The organism is Pseudaminobacter soli (ex Zhang et al. 2022), assembly GCF_014595955.1.
Taxonomy (GTDB): domain Bacteria; phylum Pseudomonadota; class Alphaproteobacteria; order Rhizobiales; family Rhizobiaceae; genus Kumtagia; species Kumtagia pseudosoli.
On the sequence record NZ_JABVCF010000006.1, the window covers coordinates 56,146 to 74,863 of the forward strand.

At 59.8% G+C, this 18,718-nt stretch carries 15 protein-coding genes; 8 read left to right on the forward strand and 7 right to left on the reverse strand.

What is annotated here, in order from left to right; genetic code table 11:
- Positions 1 to 7: 7 nt before the first annotated feature.
- The 3 genes from asnB to HUI96_RS12500 form a co-directional block, all read right to left on the reverse strand.
- A complete protein-coding gene (asnB, locus tag HUI96_RS12490) occupies positions 8 to 1,876 on the reverse strand; it encodes an asparagine synthase (glutamine-hydrolyzing) (protein WP_188254991.1) in 1,869 nt (622 codons plus the stop codon).
- A gap of 732 nt (positions 1,877 to 2,608) precedes the next feature.
- Positions 2,609 to 4,591, reverse strand: a complete 1,983-nt coding sequence (locus HUI96_RS12495; RefSeq protein ID WP_188254992.1) for a M10 family metallopeptidase C-terminal domain-containing protein — start codon at positions 4,589 to 4,591, stop codon at positions 2,609 to 2,611.
- A 677-nt stretch (positions 4,592 to 5,268) separates the two neighbouring features.
- Positions 5,269 to 5,952 carry a sugar transferase gene (locus tag HUI96_RS12500; protein WP_188254993.1) on the reverse strand — a complete coding sequence of 228 codons (684 nt, stop codon included), beginning with the start codon at positions 5,950 to 5,952 and terminating at the stop codon, positions 5,269 to 5,271.
- A gap of 372 nt (positions 5,953 to 6,324) precedes the next feature.
- Between HUI96_RS12500 and HUI96_RS12505 the strand changes: the two genes are divergently transcribed.
- A complete protein-coding gene (locus HUI96_RS12505) occupies positions 6,325 to 7,881 on the forward strand; it encodes a GumC family protein (protein ID WP_188254994.1) in 1,557 nt (518 codons plus the stop codon).
- Between the two features lie 75 nt (positions 7,882 to 7,956).
- Positions 7,957 to 8,733: a CpsD/CapB family tyrosine-protein kinase gene (locus HUI96_RS12510; protein WP_188254995.1), complete on the forward strand. Its 777-nt coding sequence runs from the start codon at positions 7,957 to 7,959 to the stop codon at positions 8,731 to 8,733.
- A 156-nt stretch (positions 8,734 to 8,889) separates the two neighbouring features.
- Here the strand turns inward: HUI96_RS12510 and rfbD are convergent, their stop codons facing one another.
- From rfbD to rfbC, 3 genes are read right to left on the reverse strand one after another with little or no spacing between them, the layout of a single operon-like run.
- A complete protein-coding gene (gene rfbD / locus HUI96_RS12515; RefSeq protein WP_237684114.1) occupies positions 8,890 to 9,783 on the reverse strand; it encodes a dTDP-4-dehydrorhamnose reductase in 894 nt (297 codons plus the stop codon).
- An 8-nt stretch (positions 9,784 to 9,791) separates the two neighbouring features.
- Positions 9,792 to 10,835, reverse strand: a complete 1,044-nt coding sequence (gene rfbB / locus HUI96_RS12520; protein ID WP_188254997.1) for a dTDP-glucose 4,6-dehydratase — start codon at positions 10,833 to 10,835, stop codon at positions 9,792 to 9,794.
- Entirely contained in the window at positions 10,832 to 11,401 is a 570-nt protein-coding gene (gene rfbC / locus HUI96_RS12525) for a dTDP-4-dehydrorhamnose 3,5-epimerase (protein WP_188254998.1), read from the reverse strand. Before rfbC ends, rfbB begins: the two co-directional genes overlap by 4 nt.
- A 346-nt stretch (positions 11,402 to 11,747) precedes the next feature.
- On the opposite strand from rfbC, the gene HUI96_RS12530 reads away from it, so the two are divergent.
- From HUI96_RS12530 to HUI96_RS12540, 3 genes are all read left to right on the forward strand, one after another.
- Entirely contained in the window at positions 11,748 to 13,031 is a 1,284-nt protein-coding gene (locus HUI96_RS12530) for a polysaccharide biosynthesis/export family protein (protein WP_188254999.1), read from the forward strand.
- 69 nt (positions 13,032 to 13,100) lie between these two features.
- Positions 13,101 to 14,012, forward strand: coding sequence for a glucose-1-phosphate thymidylyltransferase RfbA (rfbA, locus tag HUI96_RS12535; RefSeq protein ID WP_188255000.1), 912 nt, complete (start codon positions 13,101 to 13,103; stop codon positions 14,010 to 14,012).
- Positions 14,009 to 15,565 (forward strand): O-antigen translocase, encoded by a 1,557-nt coding sequence (locus HUI96_RS12540; protein ID WP_188255001.1) that lies wholly within the window; start codon positions 14,009 to 14,011, stop codon positions 15,563 to 15,565. Before rfbA ends, HUI96_RS12540 begins: the two co-directional genes overlap by 4 nt.
- Before the next feature lie 6 nt (positions 15,566 to 15,571).
- Here the strand turns inward: HUI96_RS12540 and HUI96_RS12545 are convergent, their stop codons facing one another.
- Positions 15,572 to 15,808, reverse strand: coding sequence for a hypothetical protein (locus tag HUI96_RS12545; RefSeq protein ID WP_188255002.1), 237 nt, complete (start codon positions 15,806 to 15,808; stop codon positions 15,572 to 15,574).
- Positions 15,809 to 16,270: 462 nt separating this feature from the next.
- Between HUI96_RS12545 and HUI96_RS12555 the strand changes: the two genes are divergently transcribed.
- The 3 genes from HUI96_RS12555 to fcl are packed head-to-tail and all read left to right on the forward strand — an operon-like array spanning position 16,271 to position 18,649.
- On the forward strand, positions 16,271 to 16,501 hold the full coding sequence (locus HUI96_RS12555) for a hypothetical protein (RefSeq protein WP_188255003.1): 231 nt from the start codon (positions 16,271 to 16,273) through the stop codon (positions 16,499 to 16,501).
- Positions 16,501 to 17,571, forward strand: a complete 1,071-nt coding sequence (gmd, locus tag HUI96_RS12560; RefSeq protein ID WP_188255004.1) for a GDP-mannose 4,6-dehydratase — start codon at positions 16,501 to 16,503, stop codon at positions 17,569 to 17,571. Before HUI96_RS12555 ends, gmd begins: the two co-directional genes overlap by 1 nt.
- 13 nt (positions 17,572 to 17,584) lie before the next feature.
- Positions 17,585 to 18,649 (forward strand): GDP-L-fucose synthase, encoded by a 1,065-nt coding sequence (gene fcl, locus HUI96_RS12565; protein WP_273033179.1) that lies wholly within the window; start codon positions 17,585 to 17,587, stop codon positions 18,647 to 18,649.
- Positions 18,650 to 18,718 lie beyond the last annotated feature (69 nt).

Below are 18,718 nucleotides of genomic sequence, written 5' to 3' on the forward strand. Positions count from 1 at the left end.
TCCTTCGTCAGAAGAATTCGCGGAGGAACGTCTCGAGTGCGAAGAGAGCCCACAGGGTCTTGTCATGGTTCCGCCGCCTGTCTGCATGCTCGCTGAGAAGACGTCCGACCGTCGTCCGATCGAGGTAGCTGCCGCTGATGCTGTCAGACCCTAGAAGGAGCGCCCGCGCCGGTTCGAGAAGGGGGCCGCAGAACCATTCCGTGACCGGCATCCGGAAGCCGTTCTTTGGTCGATGGAGTACGGCCTTCGGCAGACGCGGCCCCAGGGCTTCGCGCACAATGCGCTTGGTGACACGACCTCCGATCCGCCAGCGGTCGGGCAACGTGCTGGCGAATTCGGCGAGCTTCACATCCATGAACGGTGTCCGCGCCTCAATCGACGCGGCCATCGTCATCATGTCCATGCGTTCGAGCAAATTGTCGGGCAGCCAGGACGTCTGGTCGAAATGCAAAATCCGACGAAGAGGAGTGCTTCCGGGGGCTGGACGGAAAGGGCGTTCGTCGAGTGCTCGAAAGACGCCCGGTCCATTCCAGAGTTGTTCACGCTCGGCCCGGGTGACAGCCCCGAACCACAAGACCATTCGATCTTCGAAGCGACCCTCGCGCATGGCACGGGCAGCGATTCTCAGCCTTCTGTTCGGAAACGACGGGAGAGACGTCGCCGCCAGCAAGGCCTGACCGGCAACCGACAGCAGGCCAGGCCCGGCAAGTCCGCCGAGATATCTCTCGACGAGATGCTTGGGGTAGCCGGCGAACATTTCGTCGGAGCCTTCGCCCGACAGGATCACCTTGACATGTTTCCCCGCCTCCTTCGACATCATGTAGATCGGCAGGTCGGCGGTCTCCGCAACCGGTGCGGCCCGATGTCGACTTAGCTTCGGTAGCAGCGCCGCCAGGTCGTCCGGCTGCAGTTCCAACGGGGTATGGATTGTTCCGATCTTACGAGCGGCTTCGGCTGCGGCCGGCAATTCAGACGCCGGATCGTCTCGGAAGCCCACGGAAAATGTTCGTATCTCCGGGGCGCCCAGATGCGCCAACGTTGCCACGATGGCTGTAGAATCGAGGCCGCCCGAGAGAAAGGCTCCAAGCGGCACATCGGCTCTCAGGCGCAACTTGACCGCTTCGTCGAAAACATCGAGGAACGCCGCTACGGGATCCGGGCATGATTTCCGTTCCCTCGCAGTCTCTTCCGGCGCACTCCAGTACTGCCTCGTCGTGGTTTTGCCGGCCTTCCACACAAGGTAGCTTGCCGGGGGCAGTTTGCGGATCCCACGGAAGAAGGTGAAGGGACCGGGCGCGTAACGCCAGCAAAGGTATTGATAGAGCGAGTCGAGATCGAGTTCGGCCTGCACTTCGGGATGGGCAAGCAAGGCGCGGATCTCGGAACCGAACACCAGCGTAGCTCCCGACGCCGTCTGCCGCTCCGCGATGAACAGTGGCTTCTTGCCGAAATGGTCACGAGCCAGCACGACGGTTCTGTCGATGTTGTCGTGAAGCGCGAAGGCGAACATGCCCCTGAACCGGGGCAGGCAATCCGCTTTCCAGAGGCGCCACGCCTCGAGAATGACTTCGGTGTCGGACCGGGTCGTGAACCTGGCGCCACGCGCCAGAAGTTCGTCCCGCAGTTCGATGTAGTTGTATATTTCTCCGTTGAAGACGACGGTGTATCGACCGTCATGACTCGTCATCGGCTGGCCGCCGCCAGAAATGTCGATGATGGATAGTCGACGATGCCCAAACGCGGCCAATGATCCGTCAGAAAGTGGCAGAACCCTCAATCCTTCGCCATCGGGTCCACGATGTTGGAGAGCGCCCGTCATATCCTGCAGGTGGCGAATGTCGGCCGGCGGCCCTATCCATCCGGCAATGCCACACATGTTCTAATGGCTCGCGGCGTTGGTGGAGCAATTGGGGATGCGAATCTTTGTCATCGCCTATTCTTCAAGACTGCGCTCGGCTCGGGAAATTAACGTCGGCGGCTGTTGATCCACTTCGGTCTAACGCTGCTCGGCGCTTGGCGGTACCTCAACAAAAGAGGCAATGACCCTACCCCCGTTTGCTGTTGGCGGTTGCGCGATTGCCAAACCCTGTCGCCGTGTATCCACGCCGTAACCCGCCGCTCATTCCAACGGCATGGCCGGCCCCGGCTCTGCAGCGTGCCGGCGATTGGCGCAAGCAGTCGTCGGGGCGAAAGTGCAGGTCGCCGTCATTGTGCTTGGTAGCGAAGCGCGATCGGCGCAGCGTTGCGAGCCAGCGAAGAGCTACGGCTCGCTCCAGCGCGCGACCGCGCACCGCTCGGTCCTTGCCTTGTTGATCAGGCGTCCGGCGTGCGCTTGGGACAGATAGTGGTTAGCCTGGGCGGAGGCGCATGGGGGGAGGCTTTGCAGGGTCGTGGGCCTTGGAACGATGCTTACCGCCCCCATCTTTGAGCGGCGGGATATTGCCTCATCTCCCGGTGCCCTGATCGGACGAAGGACGGCCTCCTCTCGCTTCGTCGGAAACGGAGCACACAACATGGTCTCGACGGAGAGGCCAAAAAGTTCGAGGGCGCCTTGGCGCCCTCGAGTAAGCGTAGCATTGGGCCGTGGCCCTTGTTGGCGTGAAACGTCCTACAGGATGAAATCCTGGGCGTTCAGATTGACCTGCCCCGTCAACCCTATCTCGAAGTCATGCCCGCCATCGCCGTTTATATCACCCTGGATCACGGTATGGTCGTTCTCGAGACGCCAGGCCAAGGCGCCCGGCTTCCGATCGAACGCAGCGTTTTCCTGCTCAATGAAGTGGAAGGCGCCGTTGCCGCGCGCCGTGCCATTCGCGTCGATCGCTGAGAGGTCGATCTTGTCAACACCCTTCTGGAAGTCGGTGATGACATCTCTGCTGGAACCGGAGCCGGTGTCGGAAACCTTGGTGAACACGAAACGGTCGGCGCCATCGCCGCCCGTCATCACGTCCTTGCCTCTGAAGCCGGTGATGGCGTCGTTGCCGTCACCGCCCACCAGCGTATCGCCCCTGGAGGTGCCGTTGAGGACCTGGCCAGATGGCGAAGGCGAAGGTGCAGGCTCCGGCGTAGGTGTGGGCTGCAGTTCAGGTTCCGGCGTAGGCGCAGGTTCCGGCGTAGGCGCTGGTTCCGGCGTAGGCGCCGGTTCCGGCGTGGATGTGGCCGACAGAATGAAATCGTCTGCGCTCAAATTGACCCGCCCCGTCAACTCCATCTCGAAGTCATGCCCGCCATCGCCGTTCATATCACCCTGGATCACGGTATGGTCGTTCTCGAGCCGCCAGGCCAAGGCGCCCGGCGTCCGGTCGAACGCTGCGTTTTCCTGCGCAATGAAGTGGAAAGTACCGTGCCCAGGGTCTGAGCCATTCGCGTCGATCGCTGAAAGGTCGATCTTGTCGAGGCCCTTCTGGAAGTCGGTGATGACATCCCTGCTGGAACCGGAGCCGGCATCGGAAGCATTGGTGAACACGAAGCGGTCGGCGCCATTGCCGCCCGTCATCACGTCCCTGCCTTCGAAGCCGGTGATGATGTCGTTGCCGTCACCGCCCACCAGCGTATCGCCGCTCGCGGTGCCATTAAGAACCTGGCTATCCGAAGGCGTCGGCGCAGGTTCCGGCGTAGGTGTGGGCTGCGTTTCAGGCGCAGGATCCGGCTGAGGCGCAGGCTCCGGCTCAGGCGTGGGCTGCGGCTCAGGCGTGGGCTGCGGCTCAGGCGTGGGCTGCGGCTCCGGCGTAGGATTGGGCGCCGCAGTGGGGTAGGGTGTCGGGTCTACGCCCTCCTGCCATTGGACATTGTTGCTAAGAGTCGGGCTGTTACCCAGGATATTGAAATAACCGTACCCACCCTTCTCCACATAGTTGTCTTCGATACGAACGTTGGAGAGTTCGTGGGTCCCACCTGTCGTCGCATAGACGGTGTAGGAAGGGTCGCCTGTCATCAGGTTGTTTCTGACCGTCACATCGTCGACAGGGCTGAATTTGGCGTCGATGAAGACAGCGGCCGTACCACCATTACCTTCCGGCATGAGGATCGAGTTGTTCTCGATCAGGTAGTTTGAACCAGTGAAGAGGGTGATTCCGTCAAAGTGGCGATCATCGGGATTCGATGATGTATCGGCCAGATCGTGGATGTAGTTATCCTTGATCTCGGCCGAGCCTGCCAGTTGGATGCCGATGACCATGCCGTGAATGTTGTTGCCAATCGCTGCGGCTCCATCCCCTCCGATGAGCATGGCCGACGTGCGGGTCGAGCCGGTGCCGTCGAATTCGCTATTTTCAACGCGCAGCCCAGGGGCACTTTCCCCTTGGATTCCCCAGGTCGAGAAATTCTGAAGGACAGAATTCCTGATCGTAACGTTCTCTGCCGCGACCGTCAGCATTCCGTCGATGATGGCGTTCTCGATGACGGCACCATCCGTCGTGATGGTCATCGGCCCTGTATAAGGAGTGAGCACAGTACCGGGCTTAACGCCGGTCGTGGTCGCATCGGGCATGCCGAAGCGCGCCGGATCAATAGCCATTAGTAACCTTTCTTCTTGTGAGCCCCCGGCCCCGCTTTGCCAGTCGACTCCAAGGACCAGCAGAGCAATGAGCAAGCCGGCCTTGGCGAGGGCCTCACCTAAAGGGGGCATCTATATCCCGCAATTCACGAAAGTTAACATTTTGTTAAACCTGTAATATTGACACGAAGAGTCAGCAATTTCGCCAAGATTCAATCAAACATAGCCTGATTTTGGACCGTTCATGTCCAAAATATGGTCCACTTAAGTCTAGGCTGCGTTGTTTGGCCTCAATTCGGTAATTCTTGCCCGAATCAGAACCTTTGCAGAGTAAGCCTTGTAGAACCCGCCTTCCGCGCGTTCGACCCGGTGCCCGCGTGTATTGCGCGGCCTGTCCCGGTTACGCCGCCGACGACGGCGAAGACAGAAGGCCGCCCCCTGCGATAGGACCAGGCGTGGCTAGGCCCTTGTTGCCGCCCGAACCATAACCAAGGCCAGGCGTCGGACCTCTATCCGGAGATTGTTGGGCAAAGGCCGGGGATGCTGCCATCATGCAAAGTGCAGCGGTGATGAAGGCTCTCGAAAGCCGGACACGATCACCTCCTTTGATGTTTGCCAGTGGGAAGCACGATATGACTTTACTGGCGGAGTAGGAGATAGATCACTTGGGGAGGGAAGAGGTCTCAGTCCGAAGGCGGAAGGCCGCTTCTGGCCTCTATCTCCGCCGCTTGTGCCTCACCGCCATGACCGGACAATTCGCCCCGATCGGCCTCCTATAGTCCTGTGCCGCGAAACACCACCATGATTGTCATCAGCAGGATGCGGAAGTCCGTTTTCAGGGATCGGATGCTGCTGTAATGCGTGTCGTATCTGGCGCGCTCTTCAAAGGAACACTGGTTCCGCTCGCTGATCTGCCAAAGTCCAGTCATTCCTGGGCGCATGTCGAAATACGCGTTGCCCGGATAGAGGATCCTCTGCTCAAGAGACATGGGACGAGGTCCTACGAGGCTCATTTGCCCGAGCAGGACGTTCCAGAGCTGCGGCAACTCGTCTATCGAGTATTTGCGCATGTACCAGCCGAGCTTCGTGATCCTGGGGTCGCTTTGTAGCTTCTGCGTCCTCTCCCACTCCAGGCGCGCCGTCGGATCTTGTTGCAGGTGCTGCTGCAGCCGCTGCTCTGCGTCGGGTACCATCGTTCGCAACTTCCACATCGTGAATATTTCGCCGCCCCTGCCCAAACGCCGCTGCCCGTAGAAAGGCCTGCCGCCGTTTGCCTGGATCAGCAGGGCTAGAAAAGCGATGATCGCGAGCGCGGGTAACGCAAGAAGCAAAGCGGCCATCAAGTCGATGCTGCGCTTAACGATGGAGTAGCGGGCGAGAGCACTGAATTCCCGGTGTTGCGGCGAGCTTTGGACCACCAGGTCGCGCGTATGCGACCTAGAGAAATCTCCATGCATGGAAATCTCCTGATGTAGATGGCCCGCGGACACGGGACGAATGGCTATTGCTGTTCTGCGGCTGTGCAGTCTCGCGAAGGTAGAGGCTGTGCCGAGCGGCAAAAGGTGGCCAAAATACTGGATTTCAGGCAATTCGGCCGATAGGCTCAGTCGGGCATCCAAGCCTGACGGTAAAGGCATATGCGCCTGAGGGGCTATGCCGAGTCCGGGGAACTCGCCGGTTACATCTTCGGGTGAGCCGGTTGGACAATAGGCGTAGTGGGTCGTGTGGTCCGCGCTCCTAATGCCACCATCGGCGGTCTACCGCACGTTCCGCAGCGGTTTGACAATGGCCGCTCTTTGGGCCGACGAGGCGATGCGGGTACCTGAACGATGGATCATGCGGATGTCCGCTTCTACCTTGCGGTTTTCCTGAGAAGACTACCTCTGGTTTTGGTGATTGCAGCTGCTGTTGGCATAGCCGGCGTGGCCGTTGCCTACTTCCTGCCACCGGTCTATCGCGCCAGTGCCAAGATTCTCGTCGAGCAACCGCAGATCCCTACGGACCTCGCCCGTTCTACGGTGCCGACGAACGCGATTGAACAGTTGCAGATCATCGAGCAGCAAATCACGACCCACGAGAACCTTCTGGCACTCGCCGAACGTCTTCGGGTCTACAAGGACCAAAGGGCGCAACTTTCAGATGCCGATGTCGTCGAGGACATGCGGTCGCGCACAGCATTCGAGCAATTGGATCTGGCCTCATCGCGAAGTGAGGGGGCCACGGTTTTCAGCGTTTCGTTCGAGGCAGCAGATCCTGACCTTGCGGCCAAGGTCGTCAACGAGGTGGTCGAACTCATTCTCAAGAAGAATATGAGGCAGCGCACCGACACCGCCGGGGAGACGATGCAGTTCTTTGAACAGGAGGTCGCAAGACTTTCGTCGGAGCTAACGCGCATCGAAGCGGAAATCCTGAAGTTCAAGAATGACAACCAAGGCGCGCTCCCGGACAGCCTCGATTTCCGTCGCACGCAGCAGGCTGGCCAGCAGGAGAGGCTCCAGTTGCTGGAACGGGAAGAGGCCGCCCTTCGCGTTAGGCGGAATAATCTGATTCAGCTATACGGATCCACGGGGCTCGTATCGGCGACGCCACTCACCCCGGAGCAGCAGATGCTCCAGGACATGAAGCGGGCGCTGGCTGACCAACTCTCCATCTTTTCCGACGGCAGTCCCAACATAGTGGCGCTTCGCGCTCGGATCGGGTCCCTGCAGAAGGAGATGCAGACCGACACCGCGACCGAAAAGAGGCCCGCCGGCAATAAGGTAACTTCCGAATACGGGGTCCAAGTGGCCGAGATCGAGGCCCGGTTGAGTTACATCGACCAGGAGAAGGCCGCGATATCTCGGGAGCTTGCTGAACTGAACAAATCAATCGCCGCCACCGCCAACAACGACACGGTGCTGAGGGCGCTGGAGAGGAACCGCGAAAACATCCAGGCTCAGTACAACGCGGCTGTTGCGCGTTCGGCGCAGGCCTCCACGGGCGAGCAAATCGAAATCCGCTCGAAGGGTGAACGCTTCTCCGTGGTGGAGCTTGCCACGCCGCCTCAGAACCCAGTCAGGCCGAACCGCCTCAAGATCGCGGGCGTGGGCATCTTAGGCGCTATCGCTCTCGGGATCGGCGTCGTCGTGTTGATCGAGTTCTTGGATGGCAGTGTCCGCCGGCCAACCGACCTCATGCTGGTTCTGCAGACCAAGCCATTGGCCACAATTCCGTATATTTGGACCGACGGCGAAAGGCGATTAAAAAAAATCAGATTGGCCGGTGGGTTCGCACTGGCGGCGAGCATCGTGGCAGTGTTGTTGGTCGCTGTTCAGTACCGATACGCACCCATCTCGCCCGCTTTTGACAAGCTCTTCACCGCCTTCCATCGCGGATCGGGATTGTAGGACATGGCAACTTGGGCAGTAACGAGAGCTGCGCGCTCCGAGGGCACCAGGCAAGAGGCCTTGGAGGCTCTGGATATGGCCAAGGAACAGGATAGCTTCGCGAGTTCCCCCGAAGCCCTGCTTACCTCGGCTCGCTCGCGGCGCAATGAGCTTTGGACGAGATTGCGTACTCGGCAGCCGGATCACCAACTCCTTGCCAGGAACCGGATCGTGACGTCACATCGGTCGGATCCGGCACATGCCACGTTCGACGTGATGCGCACCAGGATCCTTCAGGTTTTGCGGCAGAACAAATGGACGTCGCTCGCCATAACCTCGCCCTCCCCTGGCTGTGGAAAGACCGTTACCGCTCTGAACCTGGCGTTCAGTCTCGCCCATCAGAAGGATTGCCGGACTGTGATGCTCGATCTGGACCTCCGGCGCCCGCAGACAAGTAAGCTTCTTGGGGTGCAGGATGCGCCTTGCATGGAAAACTTCCTGAACGGGAGGAGCAATGTCGAGGACGTTTTTCTGCGTTTTAGCGAGAATCTTGCCATCGGCGCGAATAGGTTTCCGGTCGGGTTTGCAGCGGAGCTGTTACAAAGCGCTGGAACTGCAAAGGTCTTGGAAGACATGAAGCAGAAGCTGGAACCGGACGTCGTTCTCTTCGATCTACCTCCTCTACTGTGTGGTGACGATGTTTTGGCTTTCCTGCCGAGTGTGGACTGCGCGATTTTGGTAGTCGCCGCCGGATCTAGCAAATTAAGCGAAATAGATGCGTGCGAGGAAGACATCTCCTCCAAGACCAACATGCTCGGGGTGGTTTTGAATAAATGCTGGTATGCTCCCGAGATCTATGGCTACCAGCCTTGATGGCGCGTGCGTGAACTCGGCGAACCGCAAGTAGCGATGCCGCCAAATTGCGCGACACGGCCGGCCTGCCACCCAATTTGCCGGAGAGTCTATCTCTGTTGCGACCGCCATTGGCGACGCCTCCGTCCGTATCTTCCGGGCGCGGCGGCGGCTTGGTTACTGCAAACAAATCGGCCCCTGTCCCGAGTTGCGGACGACCAGTGCCTCTGCACGCAAGGCACGCAACACCGGCGACAGACTGACGCGCCAATCGGGCCGGCGAATGCCGAACACTTTAGTGAAGGCGCCGCAGTCGAGGCGTGAATTCAACGGTCTGCGCGCTGGAGTCGGGTAGGACGCAGTTGGGATCTCGTCAACTTCCACCGGCAGCGCCGCCTGCCTGAAGATTTCGCGCGCAAAACCCGCCCAACTGACGTCCGGCGCGCCGGAAAAATGATAGACACCGGAACATTCGCCTCCGCGGAGAAGGACGTGCGCCATTACGAGCAAAGCGTCGACGATATCCGCAGTTGATGTCGGCCCGCCGATCTGGTCGCCGACCACCTTGATGCGGTCCCGTTCGCCCCCAAGGCGGAGCATCGTTTTGACGAAATTGTTCCCGTGCGCAGAGAATACCCAGGAAGTGCGCAGGATGGCGGTGCGTCCTCCGCAAGCGATCACAGCCTCCTCGCCTGCCCGTTTCGTGCGGCCGTATGCATTTATCGGCCTAGTGGCGGCATCCGGAGCCCATGCGGTGTTGCCGCTGCCGTCAAAAACGTAATCGGATGAGAGGTGGATAAAAGGCAGCCCCCGCGTCGCCGCCGCCTTCGCCATCGCCGCGGGGGCGACGGCATTGACCGCCCTAGCCACCTCCTCTTCCTCTTCGGCACGGTCCACGGCGGTATAGGCTGCCGCGTTGAGGACGATGTCGGCGTCGGACTCCAAGATGGCGCCCGCGCACCGGGCAGGATCGCGCAGATCTGCTTCCGCGCGTCCCAACGTCTGCACGATCACACCATCCGGAGCACGGAGGGCGAGTTCCCTCGCGACCTGTCCGGTTCGACCGAACATCAGAATCTTCAACGCGTCAGTCCCAGCCGCATGCCGACGCCATCGCGCTCCTGCAGGGCTCGCCACCATCTCTCGTTTTCAAGATACCAGCGAATGGTTCTCTCCAGACCTTCCGCCAAGGAAACGGTAGGACGCCAACCCAATTCGGTCCGAATGCGCGTCGCGTCAATGGCGTAGCGTTGGTCGTGTCCGGGCCTGTCACTCACGAACCGGATGAGCTTCGCGTAGGAAGCCGACCAGGGGCGAAGCCTGTCCAGCACAGCGCAAATCATCCCTACCAGGTCGATGTTTCTCGCTTCGGACTCGCCGCCTATGTTGTAGCTTCGGCCCGGGCTCCCCTTCCGCAAGACGTGTAGCAGCGCATTTGCATGATCCTCGACATAGAGCCAGTCGCGGACGTTATCGCCGGTGCCGTAGACTGGGATCGGTGCCTTCGCTAGCGCATTTAGGATCACCACCGGAATTAGCTTCTCGGGAAACTGATAGGGGCCATAATTGTTCGAGCAGTTGGTTATCAAGACCGGCAGCCCATAGGTCTCGCCCCAGGCGCGCACGAGATGGTCCGAGGCAGCTTTCGATGCCGCATAGGGGCTGCGGGGCGCGTAAGGCGTGTTCTCGCTGAACTGGCCCTCTGCTCCCAGGGATCCGTAAACCTCGTCGGTGGAGATGTGATGGAAGCGAAATCCCGCCGGTCGCTTCTGTGAGATCCAATACCCGTGAGCGGTCTCCAGAAGGTAGCAGGTGCCGAGCACATTGGTCGTTACGAACGCATTCGGCCGGTCAATCGACCGGTCCACGTGGCTCTCGGCTGCCAGGTGCATGACAGCATCAGGTTTGTGGTGAGCGAATATTCTGTCCATCGCGGCGCGGTCGCAAATATCCGCATGTTCGAAAACAAAGCGGGGCGAATTCGCCACGGGAGCAACGTTCTCCATGCACGCGGCATAGGTCATGGCGTCAACGCTGACGACCTCGTGGCCATCGGCGACGGCCTGCCGCACGACCGCGGATCCGATGAAGCCTTGCCCTCCCGTGACAAGCAGTCTCGTCATACTGCCGTCCCCTGAGCGGCGAATGTGACTAGCTCTCGCAATCTGGGCGCCTTCGCGTCCTTTGGCGAGAGTATGGCTTCCTTCGCCTGAATGCCCCAGTCAACGCCAATATCTGGATCGCTGAACTGCACTCCGCCCTCGCATTCCGGACTGTAGTAATCGGAGCACTTGTAGATCACCTCGGTGTCAGGTTCGCGTGTGACGAAGCCATGCAAAAAGCCTTGGGGGATGAACAATTGCCGCTTGTTTTCGGCGGAAAGCTCGACCCCGATCCACTCCTTATATGTTGCCGAACCGGGTCGGAGATCTACAGCCACATCGAAGATGCGGCCCTTGCTGACACGCACGAGCTTTGCCTGGGCGTGCGGCGCAGACTGAAAATGCAGCCCTCGAACTGTGTTGGCGCATATCGACAGCGACATGTTCTCCTGCACGAAATCCACATCGATACCATTCTCTGAAAGAATTCTTTGGTGCCAGATCTCCGAAAAGAAGCCGCGCGCGTCAACGATCGCAGAGGGTTCTATGACGAAGACCCCATCAATGCGTTGCCTGATGATTTGCATGACGGCGCTTCAAGTTGTCATCCACTCGCCAGGATAGGCACGCGATGATGCTCGCGCGATAAAGCCATAGTGCGTAGATACTCACCTTTTTGGTGAGCTCGAGTAGCTACAGTCATCCCAAAGCAATATCCACCGTAACACGGGTCCGCCTTTCGGCCGAAAAAGCAAGGGCGGCCTCGCTAATGGTCATATCGTACCACCGCCAGAACACCTTATGGACGATCTGTCCCGTCGTGGAGAGCCAATTGGATGAGGCACTCTCCCCTTACAAAAGGCTGCTTTCTCGCGGACTCTGCCTGCGACTAACCTTCGAACCTCCCGTGTCCCCAATCTCCGGAGCGCCGCGATGCGGCTAGAGACAGGAACTTCAATGGGACGATTTCGGCCGCGCCTTATCGTGGCGGGCGCGTTGGGGCTGCTGCTCTCGATGCCCCTAGAAGCAACGGCCACGCAATTAGTCCCCCAAACGAAGTTTCGTGTGAAGGTCATTCAATGGTTGCCCCTTAAGGGAGCCTACGAGGAATGGTCGGCACTCGGCGGCGAGTTCATTGTGCCCGGAAACGGCGAGGTCGCGCTGCCTGTCATCGGTCTGGTACCCATCGCCAAGATGGATAATGCCGCCCTGGCCGAAGATATTGCCAAGCGCCTGCAGGAGAAAACGGGCTTGGTGAAGAAGCCGGATGTATCCGTCGAAGTGGTCGAATACCCCCCCTTCTATGTCCTCGGCGACGTGGCCAAGCCGGGCGAATACAGGTTCCGGGACGGATTGACCGTTCTGCAAGCCGTGGCGCTCAGCGGCGGAGAACGACGGGCCCAGCAGACCGCGGACGAGATCCGCCTCGCCGGGGAACTACGGGCGCTGGAGGACGAAGCGATGCGCCGCATGGCGCGCATAGCGCGGCTGGAGGCCGAGAGTACGGGCGCCAAAGAGATCCGCTTTCCTGCTCTTGATCACAGCGATAGCACCGCAACGGCGAGCATAATCAACCAAGAAAGAATGATTTTTTCCGCCCGCGCTGAAGAGATCGAGCGCCAAACTGCTTCATTATCCGACCTGCGTGCCCTTCTCGGGTCAGAGATAGAGGTATTGAAAGAAAAGAGCGCCGCCCTGGAAAATAGCATTAAGTCGACAGACAAGGAACTCACCGGCGTGAAGTCCTTGATCGCCAAGGGCTTTGCTGCTGCGTCACGGCAATCAGACCTGGAGCGCGCACTAGCCGACCGGCGTGTGGATCAACTCGACCTCGCAACGGAGATCATGCGCGCGCGTCAGGGCATGGCCGAGGCAACTCGGAATCTCGAAGGGATCAAGTCTCGGCGACGCACTGAGGTCGCTCTCGAATTGCAGACCGAGCAGGCGGCACTGGTCCAGAACAGGTTGAAGCGGGATCTCACGCAAAGACTCCTTGTGGACGCTCTGTCGCCGGAGCCGACGAAAGGCGGCAATGGAGTGTCCTTCACCATCAGGAGAGACGTGGAGGGGAGATCGACGACGATCGCCGCAGAGGACCGCACCCTCTTGGAGCCGGGAGACGTGTTGGACGTAACTTACGCGGATACCAAGAGCGATAAGGTCAGTGGCGACCCGCCGGCGTCGGGATTGGCGTCGGCCGGCATGAATCCCAGATGAGCCGCATGGCACTCTCTCCCATTCCGTTTCCTGACCAAAATGCTGTCTTCTGGGCGAGGTGATACCGAGATGAAAGGGATCATACTGGCAGGCGGAAGCGGCACGCGGCTTTATCCGCTGACCATTGCAGTGTCAAAGCAGATCCTGCCGATTTACGACAAGCCGATGGTCTACTATCCATTGAGCGTCCTCATGTTGTCGGGCATTCGCGACATCCTTCTCATCTCGACGCCTTGGGACCTTCCAAGTTTCCAACGACTATTGGGCGACGGTTCCCAGTTTGGCTTGAACATTCGGTATGCTGAGCAAGCGCAGCCGAACGGAATCGCAGAGGCGTTCATCATTGGATGTGACTTCATCGGCAGCAGCAACGTCGCCCTGATACTAGGCGATAACCTTTTCTTCGGGCATGGGTTGCCAGAGGTGTGCCGCGAGGCGGCGTCCCGGCTCGAGGGCGCGACGGTATTTGCTTATCATGTAGAGGATCCGGCCAGGTATGGGGTGGTAACCTTTGATCCCCGATCCGGCAGGGCGATCGCGATCGAGGAAAAGCCAGCATGCCCCAAGTCGAGTTGGGCCGTGACTGGCCTCTATTTCTACGACAACTCCGTCACCACGATCGCCGCGTCGATCCAGCCTTCCGCGCGCGGGGAACTCGAGATTACCGCCATCAACAGCGCCTATCTCGAGCGTGGCACCCTTCACGTCCGACAACTTGGGCGTGGCTATGCCTGGCTCGATACCGGAACCTGCGACAGCCTCTATGACGCGTCTTCGTTCGTACGGGCGGTCGAGCGGCGCCAAGGAATTCAGGTGGCTTGCCCTGAGGAAATCGCGCTCGATCATAACTGGGTGACGCCGGAGAATGTATTGCGGCGCGCGCAAATGCTGGGACGAACCGAGTACGCGTCATATTTGCGACGGCTCGCCGAGAGGCGGGCGGCCGATGATGCTCCTGCTATCCTGCGAACCTTCTCATGACGGTTCAGGCAGCGCCTGTCGAACAGCCTTCCAGAGAAGGAGAAGGAGCAGGCGATTCATACAGGCAAATCCTAAGCTCAACCGCCCTGATGGGCGGTTCCTCGCTCGTCAACGTGGGCTTGAGCGTCATCCGAAACAAGGCCTTCGCGGTCCTGCTGGGACCAGACGGCATCGGACTCATGGGGCTTTACGGCTCCGTTCTGGACCTAGCGCAAACACTCGCGGGCGGAGGAGTGCAAGGTAGCGGCGTGCGTCAGATCGCAGAGGCCGCGAGCAATGAGGACAAAAATCGGCTGATACGGACGGCGGCCGCCTTGCGATTTCTTTCGCTCGCGCTGGGTGTGGCTGGGGCGCTGGGCCTGTTTGTGTTCGCCGCTCCGATCGCATCCTTCACTTTCAATGACACGGCACATTCGGCCGCCGTGGCGCTGCTCGCGGCCGCGGTGTTCTTCCGCTTGGTTTCCGGTGCGCAAGTCGCGCTTATCCAGGGCCTTCGGCGGATTGGCGACATAGCGCGCTTCAACGTTTTTTCGGCCATTTATGGGACCGCGATCTCCGTGCCTCTCGTGTATTTTCTCGAGGTACACGGCATCGCCCCAGCGATAGTCGTTGTAGCCGCAGCGACAATGGTCACCTCCTGGTGGTACGTCCGAAAGGCGGGCCTCGGAGGTGTGATGGTCCCTTCCGCCTTTCCCGGGCCGGAAGCAGTGGCGATGCTCAGGCTTGGCCTGGTCTTCGCTGCGAGCGCAATTCTGATGACAGGTGCGGGCTATGCCGTACGAGTTATCGTCATCCAGCACGTTGGCGTAGTGGGAGCGGGTCTCTACCAAGCCGCCTGGGCATTCGCGTCGCTTTATGCAGGGTTCATTCTCCAGGCGATGGGCACCGATTTCTATCCACGCCTCACCGCAATTGCGAACGACAATCCCAAATGCAATCGCCTCGTCAATGAGCAGGCGCATGTCAGCATTCTTTTGGCCGGACCCGGGCTGCTTGCGACGCTGACATTGGCGCCATGGCTTATCACAGTCTTCTATACGGCCGAATTCCAACCGGCGGTGGAGTTGCTGCGCTGGATCTGCCTGGGCATGATGCTGCGTGTCATCGCCTGGCCGATGGGCTTCATCGTACTCGCCAAAAACGCGCAGAAAATCTTCTTCTGGACCGAAGTCATTGCTGCGACCGTATACGTCTCGCTGACTTTGCTTCTGGTGAGGTTTGTCGGTCTGACCGGTGCGGGCATGGCATTCTTTGCGCTATACGTTTGGCACGGGCTTCTGATCTATGCACTGGTCCGCCGGCTCAGTGGCTTTCGCTGGTCCCGTACCAATTTCCGACTCGGATTAGCCTTCCTGTCGGCAGCTGCGCTGGTCTTGCTCGGCTACTGGACGTTGCCGCCATCGGCCGCCTTCACGATTGGCGCCTTGACCACCGTCCTGACCGGCCTCTACTCGTTGAGACTTTTGTTGGTGCGGTTCCTTCTAGTCGAACTCGTGCCCCCTCGCCTCCGGCCACGATCTCGCAAGCCCACAGAAACGGCGGCCTCAGGCTGAAGGCGATCAGGTCGCGAGCGGTCCACCGCAAACACCTCCACCAAGTATGTTCATCACTCCACGACGAGTTGCGATACCTCGATCAAGCAGCGCCTGCATGACGGCGATCGAGGATGTCGCGGTCACGATGGTGAGCGGGCAAAGCTCGCATGCGCCGAAGGTTTTCGCGCCGACCGCGGCTAAAACATAAATGCGTTGATCGATCGAAACAGGCGATCCACCGCAACGGTTGAACAAGTCCACCAATCACACCGCCCGACGGCACGCGCGCGCAGCGTAGGTTGCTAGACTAGGATCTCATCTTGGGAGGCTCCCTGGACTACCTTCAGCCGTTGTTCAATCGTATCTGCGAGTATCGTCTGCTGCACTTGGTTCAGCTTGCGTTAAAGGCTTCGCACAGTTTCGCGCAGTTCGATCGCAGCGGCCTGCTGGGCGAGGATGGCTCCTGCATCGAACTTTGCCTCCATCGAGTGAATGGTAACCGCGGTCTCTTCGGACCTGTGCTCCTTCAGGGCCGTCGCCTTCGGCTTGTCCTACTACCAGTAGTGGGCGGGCAAGGGCATGATGGAAACAAGAGGTAGGCATAAAAGCAGCGGGGAATAAACCTTTGATGCCCGGGATTTCGACCATGTGTAAGTAAAAAGACGATATTGAAGGAGGTTCCAAGTCCTGTTTCTGTCCTCTCGAGTAGCAGAAGGACATGGCATGCGCGAGCAGGTGCAAATGCTGGGGAACATTCCTGCGAGTTCAGCCTGGCGCCTCGTATACGGTCCCCATTATCAGTTGCCCTCTGCCCATGGGCTGGCCGGTTTGAGAAGCGGCCGTGCCTATCTGCGTGACTTCGATAACGGCTCCTTGACCGTGTTGCACCCGAACGCGCGTGCCGCCCAAAGACACGAGAAAAGTCTTGCCCGTAAAAAATCGGAACGAGATTGATGGCGGAAAAAACAGCGCTGATCACGGGCGTTACGGGACAGGACGGAGCCTACCTCGCTCGGCTGCTGCTCCGCAAAGGCTATATCGTCCACGGCGTGAAGCGTCGTTCCTCTTCCTTCAACACGGAGCGGATCGACGGCATCTATGTTGATCCGCACGATAAGGAGGTCCGGTTCTTCCTGCATTACGGCGACCTGACGGATTCGACCAATCTGATCCGGCTCGTCCAGGAGACGCAGCCGACGGAAATCTACAACCTCGCAGCCCAGAGCCATGTGGCGGTGAGCTTCGAGACCCCGGAATATACCGGCAATTCCGACGCGCTCGGAACGCTGCGCCTGCTCGAGGCGATCCGCATCCTAGGCATGGAAAGGACCGTGCGCTTCTATCAGGCCTCGACTTCGGAACTCTACGGCAAGGTTCAGGAAGCGCCCCAGAGGGAAACGACGCCGTTCTATCCGCGCTCGCCCTATGCGGCGGCGAAGCTGTATGCCTACTGGATCACGGTTAATTACCGTGAGGCCTATGGCATGTTCGCGTCGAATGGCATCCTCTTCAACCATGAGGGGCCGACACGCGGCGAGACCTTCGTGACGCGCAAGATCACGCGCGCTGTCGCGGGGATTAGAAGCGGGCTGCAGGAAACGCTCTATCTCGGCAATCTCGACGCCAGGCGCGACTGGGGTCACGCCCGCGATTACGTCGAGGGCATGTGGCGCATCCTGCAGCATCACGAACCGGACGACTTTGTTCTGGCTACTGGAGAGACGCACCCCGTACGCGAATTTGTGGAACTTGCCTTTTCGGAAGCTGGCCGCACCATCGTCTGGGAAGGCACCGGCGTCGACGAAGTCGGGCGCGACAGCAGGACCGGGAAGGTTCTGGTGCGGGTCGACCCGCGCTACTTCCGCCCCACCGAGGTCGACACGTTGATCGGCGATGCATCCAAGGCCAGAGCCAAGCTCGGCTGGCGGCATCAGACGAGCTTCCGTGAACTCGTCGCGGAAATGGTGAGCTCCGATATCGAACTTGCCAAACGCGAGGCGTGGCGCAACGACCGCTCGGCCTGACGGAGGGCAAGGCATGGAAAGCGCCTATCCGCTGCAAAACAAACGTGTCTTCGTAGCCGGTCATCGCGGCATGGTCGGTTCCGCCGTCGTGCGGCGGCTGGAGACGGAAAATTGCGAGATCCTTGTGGTCTCCCGCGATGAACTGGATCTGCGCGACCAGGCCGGCGTCCGCCGCTGGCTTGCAGATCGCAGGCCGGATGCGGTGGTACTCGCTGCAGCCAAGGTCGGCGGCATCCTGGCGAACGACACCTATCCGGCCAATTTCCTCTACGACAACCTCGTCATCGAGACCAATGTCATCGAAGGCGCATTCCGCAGCGAGGTCGAGAAGCTGATCTTTCTCGGTTCATCCTGCATCTATCCGAAACTCGCGCCGCAGCCGATTCCGGAGGAGGCGCTTCTGACTGGAGAACTAGAGCCGACCAATGAATGGTACGCCATCGCCAAGATCGCTGGCCTGAAGCTCTGCCAGGCCTACCGCCGTCAGCACGGTGTAGACTACATTTCCGCCATGCCGACCAATCTCTATGGGCCCGGCGACAACTACGATCTTCAGAAGAGCCACGTCGTTCCCGCGCTGCTGCGCAAGGCGCATGAGGCGAAGAATGCCGGGGAAAAGCATCTGACGATCTGGGGATCGGGAAAACCGCGCCGGGAGTTTCTCCACGTCGACGACGCCGCCGACGCGATTGTACATCTCCTCAAGTCGTACTCGGGTGACGGGCATGTGAATGTCGGTTCGGGCGAGGATATCTCGATCCTCGAACTCGCGACCTTGGTGGCGTCCGTGGTTGGCTTCGAAGGCGAGATCCGCAACGACCCCTCAAAGCCCGATGGGACGCCGCGCAAGCTCATGGACGTGAGCCGCCTGTTCAAGATGGGATGGCATCCGAAAATCGCTCTCCCAACAGGCCTCAAAGATGCCTATCGCTGGTTCTGCGAGAATGTAGAGAGCACCGCGGGAGGTCCAACACCGGTTGATGCCACCCCCGGCGGACGACGCATTGACCGAGCAGAGGAGCGCGCGAATGCAGGCGTGTCACCCGTTCGATCAATGCGCCGGCAGGGTTGGACCTAACACATAGTCCTTTCGGCTGTTGAACTCATCCGCCCCAGAAGGTTACCCCCACCCGATTGCCATGATGGC

What these genes read in the sequence shown, in the direction of transcription:
- asnB (WP_188254991.1), bottom strand. Translation starts at nt 1,876, where the DNA reads ATGTGTGGCATTGCCGGATGGATAGGGCCGCCGGCCGACATTCGCCAC.
- HUI96_RS12500 (WP_188254993.1), bottom strand. Translation starts at nt 5,952, where the DNA reads ATGCATGGAGATTTCTCTAGGTCGCATACGCGCGACCTGGTGGTCCAA.
- HUI96_RS12505 (WP_188254994.1), top strand. Translation starts at nt 6,325, where the DNA reads ATGGATCATGCGGATGTCCGCTTCTACCTTGCGGTTTTCCTGAGAAGA.
- HUI96_RS12510 (WP_188254995.1), top strand. Translation starts at nt 7,957, where the DNA reads ATGGCCAAGGAACAGGATAGCTTCGCGAGTTCCCCCGAAGCCCTGCTT.
- rfbD (WP_237684114.1), bottom strand. Translation starts at nt 9,783, where the DNA reads ATGTTCGGTCGAACCGGACAGGTCGCGAGGGAACTCGCCCTCCGTGCT.
- rfbB (WP_188254997.1), bottom strand. Translation starts at nt 10,835, where the DNA reads ATGACGAGACTGCTTGTCACGGGAGGGCAAGGCTTCATCGGATCCGCG.
- rfbC (WP_188254998.1), bottom strand. Translation starts at nt 11,401, where the DNA reads ATGCAAATCATCAGGCAACGCATTGATGGGGTCTTCGTCATAGAACCC.
- HUI96_RS12530 (WP_188254999.1), top strand. Translation starts at nt 11,748, where the DNA reads ATGCGGCTAGAGACAGGAACTTCAATGGGACGATTTCGGCCGCGCCTT.
- rfbA (WP_188255000.1), top strand. Translation starts at nt 13,101, where the DNA reads ATGAAAGGGATCATACTGGCAGGCGGAAGCGGCACGCGGCTTTATCCG.
- HUI96_RS12540 (WP_188255001.1), top strand. Translation starts at nt 14,009, where the DNA reads ATGACGGTTCAGGCAGCGCCTGTCGAACAGCCTTCCAGAGAAGGAGAA.
- HUI96_RS12555 (WP_188255003.1), top strand. Translation starts at nt 16,271, where the DNA reads ATGCGCGAGCAGGTGCAAATGCTGGGGAACATTCCTGCGAGTTCAGCC.
- gmd (WP_188255004.1), top strand. Translation starts at nt 16,501, where the DNA reads ATGGCGGAAAAAACAGCGCTGATCACGGGCGTTACGGGACAGGACGGA.
- fcl (WP_273033179.1), top strand. Translation starts at nt 17,585, where the DNA reads ATGGAAAGCGCCTATCCGCTGCAAAACAAACGTGTCTTCGTAGCCGGT.